This is a genomic window from Segeticoccus rhizosphaerae (genome assembly GCF_009192725.1).
GTDB classification, from domain to species: Bacteria; Actinomycetota; Actinomycetes; order Actinomycetales; family Dermatophilaceae; genus Segeticoccus; species Segeticoccus rhizosphaerae.
Genome location: NZ_VOHR01000300.1, coordinates 1 through 4,540, shown reverse-complemented (window position 1 = coordinate 4,540; position 4,540 = coordinate 1). Strand labels below are relative to the sequence as shown.

Annotated in this window: 4 protein-coding genes and 1 tRNA gene; 3 read left to right on the top strand and 2 right to left on the bottom strand. The window is 70.2% G+C overall.

Annotated elements, in window-relative coordinates:
- The 3 genes from FRW57_RS17715 to FRW57_RS17705 form a co-directional block, all read left to right on the top strand.
- A partial coding sequence (locus FRW57_RS17715) for a peptide deformylase (protein ID WP_203230395.1) occupies nt 1–491 on the top strand: 491 nt, incomplete at its 5' end.
- 59 nt (nt 492–550) lie between these two features.
- Nucleotides 551–623 (top strand) — tRNA-Leu (locus FRW57_RS17710).
- A gap of 195 nt (nt 624–818) precedes the next feature.
- Nucleotides 819–1,733: a Bax inhibitor-1/YccA family protein gene (locus tag FRW57_RS17705; protein WP_137119889.1), complete on the top strand. Its 915-nt coding sequence runs from the start codon at nt 819–821 to the stop codon at nt 1,731–1,733.
- 443 nt (nt 1,734–2,176) lie between these two features.
- Here the strand turns inward: FRW57_RS17705 and FRW57_RS17700 are convergent, their stop codons facing one another.
- Both FRW57_RS17700 and FRW57_RS17695 read right to left on the bottom strand, forming a co-directional pair.
- Nucleotides 2,177–2,896: a nucleoside/nucleotide kinase family protein gene (locus FRW57_RS17700; RefSeq protein WP_137119888.1), complete on the bottom strand. Its 720-nt coding sequence runs from the start codon at nt 2,894–2,896 to the stop codon at nt 2,177–2,179.
- A 17-nt stretch (nt 2,897–2,913) separates the two neighbouring features.
- The gene (locus FRW57_RS17695; RefSeq protein WP_137119887.1) at nt 2,914–4,137 is read right to left on the bottom strand and encodes an acetyl-CoA C-acetyltransferase; all 1,224 of its coding nucleotides are present in this window, start codon (nt 4,135–4,137) and stop codon (nt 2,914–2,916) included.
- Nucleotides 4,138–4,540: the final 403 nt, after the last annotated feature.

Here is a 4,540-nt window from a genome sequence, read left to right as displayed (position 1 = left end):
CCGTGGCGCGGTCCCCCCAAGCGGTGCTCGCACAGGAGGGCGCCGAGGTCGACCCGGCCTCGCCCGAGACCGTCCAGCTGGCGGCCGACCTGCTCGCGACGCAGGCGGTCTCTCCCGGCTGCGTCGGCCTCGCCGCGCAGCAGATCGGCGTCGCGGCGCGGTTGTTCGGCGTTGACGTGACCGGGCACCGCAAGACCCGGACGTGTCACGGCGTCTTCGCCCTCGCCAACGCGTCGGTGCTGTCCGCGAGCCGCCGCCAACGCGGTCGCGAGGGTTGTATGTCGGTCCCGGACTTCACCGGCGACGTCACCCGCGCGACGAGGCTGGTCGTGCGCGGCCAGCTGCCGGTCACGGGGGAGTGGGTCGAGCTGCACACCGACGGGTTCGAGGCGATCGCGCTGCAGCACGAGATCGACCACACGGCGGGTCTGCTCTTCCTCGACCTCGTGCGCGGGGCGGCCGACATACATCCGCGGCGCACCTATCTGTAGCCGCATCAGTCTGGCGCGGCTGGGCGAACGTTCGTTCCGACGCTGGGTAGCCTGTGGGTGCCCCCGTAGCCCAACGGCAGAGGCAGGCGACTTAAAATCGCTCAAGTGCGGGTTCGAAACCCGTCGGGGGCACGTGATCACCGCTTCAGCCGGCTCTCCTGCGGCCAACGCGAGTTGGCTCGGACTCGTTGACGCGCCGTGACGTGGGTCACGGCAAACACAACAATGTGGACACTGCCGGGCCGGGCGGGAACTTTTGCGATGATGGGAACCTTTACCCTTGTGACAGGCCTCGCGCGAGTGGGGCACGAGCGCTGGAGGCAGTGAATGGCAAGCAACCCGGTCTTCAACAAGATCAATAGTCAGATCGACAAGGGCGAGTTCGCCGGTTTCCGCGCCCCCCGGCGCGGTTCCCAGCAGGTGTCCCCGCAGCAGGGCTACCCGGGGCAGGGACAGTCCTACGGACAGCCGCCGATGGGCGGCGCGCAGAGCCAGCAGATGTCGCCCGAGCAGCTGCAGGACCTCTACAACCAGCAGTCCGCCGACCGTGTCCAGATGGGTCGGCTGACCCTCGACGACGTCGTCATGAAGACGCTCGGCCTGTTCTCGATCGTCGTGGTCTTCGCTGCCGCCGGGTGGATCCTCACCGACAGCACGCCGGAGCTGGCGATGCCGGTCTTCATCGGCGGCATCGCGCTGACCCTGATCCTCGGCATCGTCATCGCGATGAAGAAGACGATCAGCGTGCCGTTGATCGTCACCTATGCCGTCGCGGAGGGCATCTTCGTCGGCGCGATCAGCAACTTCTACAACGACAACTTCAACGCGCCGGGGCAGAGCAACCTGGTCGCGACGGCTGTGATCGCCACGATGTGCGTCTTCGTGGGCATGTTCGCCGGATGGAAGTTCGGCATCATCCGCGTCACCGAGAAGTCGCGCCGCATCTTCGGCCTGGCGCTCATGGGCTACCTGCTGTTTGCCATCGTCAACGTCATCGCCTCCTTCATGGGCGTCGGCGACGGCTGGGGCTTCGGCGGCAGCGGGCTGCTCGGCATCGGCATCTCGATCTTCGCGGTCGGCCTGGCGTCCTACTCGCTGGCGATCGACTTCGACACGATCCAGCGCGCGGTCAACGCCGAGGTGCCGGAGAAGTACTCCTGGCTGCTCGCGCACGGCCTGATCGTCTCGCTGGTCTGGCTCTACCTCGAGATCCTGCGCCTGCTGGCCCGGATGCGCGACTGAGTGCAGCCGCACGCGTCCCCCGTCCCGAGGGACGTCGAGACCGAGCTTCGACGCGTGGTCGAACGGTGGCACCAGCTGCCGCTCGACCGCGCGTCGTCGCATGTGGGGGCGGTGCGGGCCCTCGCCCAGCGTCTCGCCGACGCCGCCACCCCTCCCGTTGTTGCTGGGGAACCGCGTCACCGACGACGCCCTTCCCCAGCAACGAGCGGGGAAGGGGTGGGACGGGGACTGCCCGACCTCGGGCCGGCTGTGCTCATGGACCAGCTGACCGTCACGGTGTATGACGCGTGCGCGGCGGGTCTCGCCGCTGGACTGGCCGAGGACCTGGCGAGGCTGCGCAGGGTACTGGCCTGACGGCATACCGGCTGGTTGCTGCGGCGACCTTCGGCTCGTCGACTGGCCGGACGCGCCGCAACGATCGGGAGCGGGGGCCGCGGGAGGCGTCAGGGGCGCAGGAGCCGGGGCCGGGTGAAGTCGCGGTTGTCGACCACGACGTCGGCGCGGGCGACGGGATCGACCTCGGCGAGGTAGATCAGCTCGGCGGCGTGATAGCGCTCGCGGTGGATCGCCTCGGCCTGGGCCCGGCCGGCGCGCTCGGTGTCACGCGTCGCGCCACGGCGCAGCGCCAGCTCCGGCTCCACGTCGAGCCAGATACGAAACTCCCAGCAGTCGTCGTACTCCGGCCGCAAGGCGAAGACCGAGTCGACGACGAGCACGGCATCGTCCGGCGCGCGCACCACGACGTCCTGGTGGTTCTCCTGGGTGAGCGGGTCGATGCTGCAGAGCACGACCGCGCCGGAACCCGACGGGCCGGCCGGCTCGAGCAGCAGCCGGCGGGTGGCGTCGAAGTCGTAGGCGTTGCGGTAGTAGCCCTCGCCCGACTCACGGTCGTAGAGGTGCCGCTCGCTCCAGGGGTTCTTGAAGTCGTCGAGGCTGGCCCGCAGCGTCGGGCGACCCGACCGGCGCAACGCCGCGGCGAGCTCGTGGCCGAAGCTGGTCTTGCCCGAGGCGGTGTAACCGTCGACCGCCACGCGCAGCCGGTGCTTGCCCAGCGCGTCGATGCGGGTCGCCACGTCGTCCAGGAGCGCCTGGCGCTGTGCCGAGCAGGTCGCCGGCAGCGGCTGGTGCCACGTCGACACCGACTCGAACGACGGCACTCTCATCCCCGGCTGGACAACGGTCAGCTGAGCCGCTCGTAGATGACCGCCATGCCCTGGCCTCCGCCGACGCACATCGTCTCAAGGCCGAACTGGCCGTCGCGCGACCGCAACCCGTTGAGCAGCGTCGTGGTGATGCGAGCGCCGGTCGATCCGAACGGGTGGCCGAGCGCGATCGCCCCGCCGTGCACGTTGAGCTTGTCGAAGTCCATCCCGAGGTCATCGGCCGAGGGCAGCACCTGGGCGGCGAACGCCTCGTTGATCTCGTAGAGGTCCATGTCGCCGATCGTCATGCCTGCGCGGGCCAGCGCCTGCCTGGACGCCTCGACCGGGCCGAGGCCCATGATCTCGGGGGAGAGGGCGCTGACGCCGGTGGAGACCACGCGGGCCAGCGGCGTGAGGCCGAGCTCGCGGGCCTTGGTGTCGCTCATCACGACGACAGCGGCGGCGCCGTCGTTGAGGGGACAGCAGTTGCCGGCGGTGATCGTGCCGTCCTCGCGGAAGACCGGCTGCAGGGTCGAGACCTTCTCCAGGGTGACGCCGGGGCGAGGGCCGTCGTCCTTGCTGACGACCGTGCCGTCGGGCAGCGTCACCGGCGCGATCTCGCGCTCGAAGAAGCCGTCGGCGATCGCCTTCTCGGCGCGGTTCTGGCTGGTGACGCCCCACTCGTCCTGGCGCTCGCGGGAGATCCCGCGCATCGTCGCGACGTTCTCCGCGGTCTGGCCCATCGCCAGGTAGACGTCGGGCACCAGGCCGTCCTCGCGCGGGTCGGTCCACGTGGTGTTGTCCTTCGCGATCTGCGCCATGCGGGCCTGCGCGTCGGCAAACCGCGGGTTCTGCCACTCAGCCTTGGAGCCGCCGGCGCCGGTGAAGTCCGCATAGCGCGACACGCACTCGACGCCCGCCGACACGAAGATGTCGCCCTCGCCGGCCTTGATCGCGTGGAACGCCATCCGACTCGTCTGCACCGAGGACGCGCAGAACCGGTTGACCGTGGAGCCGGGCAGGTGGTCGAGGCCGAGCAGGATGGCGACCACGCGCGCCATGTTGGAGCCGTGCTCGCCCCAGGGCTCGGCGCAGCCGAGGTAGAGGTCCTCGACGTCGTGCGGGTCGAGGTCCGGGATCTTGTCGAGCGCCGCCTGGATCACACCCACGGCGAGGTCGTCGGGGCGGACGTCCTTGAGCGACCCCTTGAACGCGCGTCCGATCGGGGTGCGGGCGGTCGAGACGATGACGGCTTCGGACACGATTCCTCCAGTACGCAGGATGCAGGGCCGGTGGCCACCACGGCGGCGAGGATGACCACACCGGCGCGGTGCACAGCCTCTCCCGTGAGTCTAGGTCCCGGCGCGCGGCGAAGCGCGCTCGGCGGCGACGAACCGATGTGACCCTGGCGACGTCGTATAGCGTGACGGCGCCGGCACGCACGGACGTCCAGGGGCCGGCGTGCGACGACGGTCGGCGACGACGAGAGCGAGGTGGGCGCCGTGACCTCGAAATGGGCCAAGGCGGCGCTGCTGGCCGCCGCCGTCGTCGTGGCGCTGGTGATCGGCACCCAGTGGCCCACCACCTCCCCGGGGGGCAGCGGCACGACCGCGCCCACCGCCACCACCCGGGCCACTTCGGGTCCGAGCTCGTCCCGCACGGGCA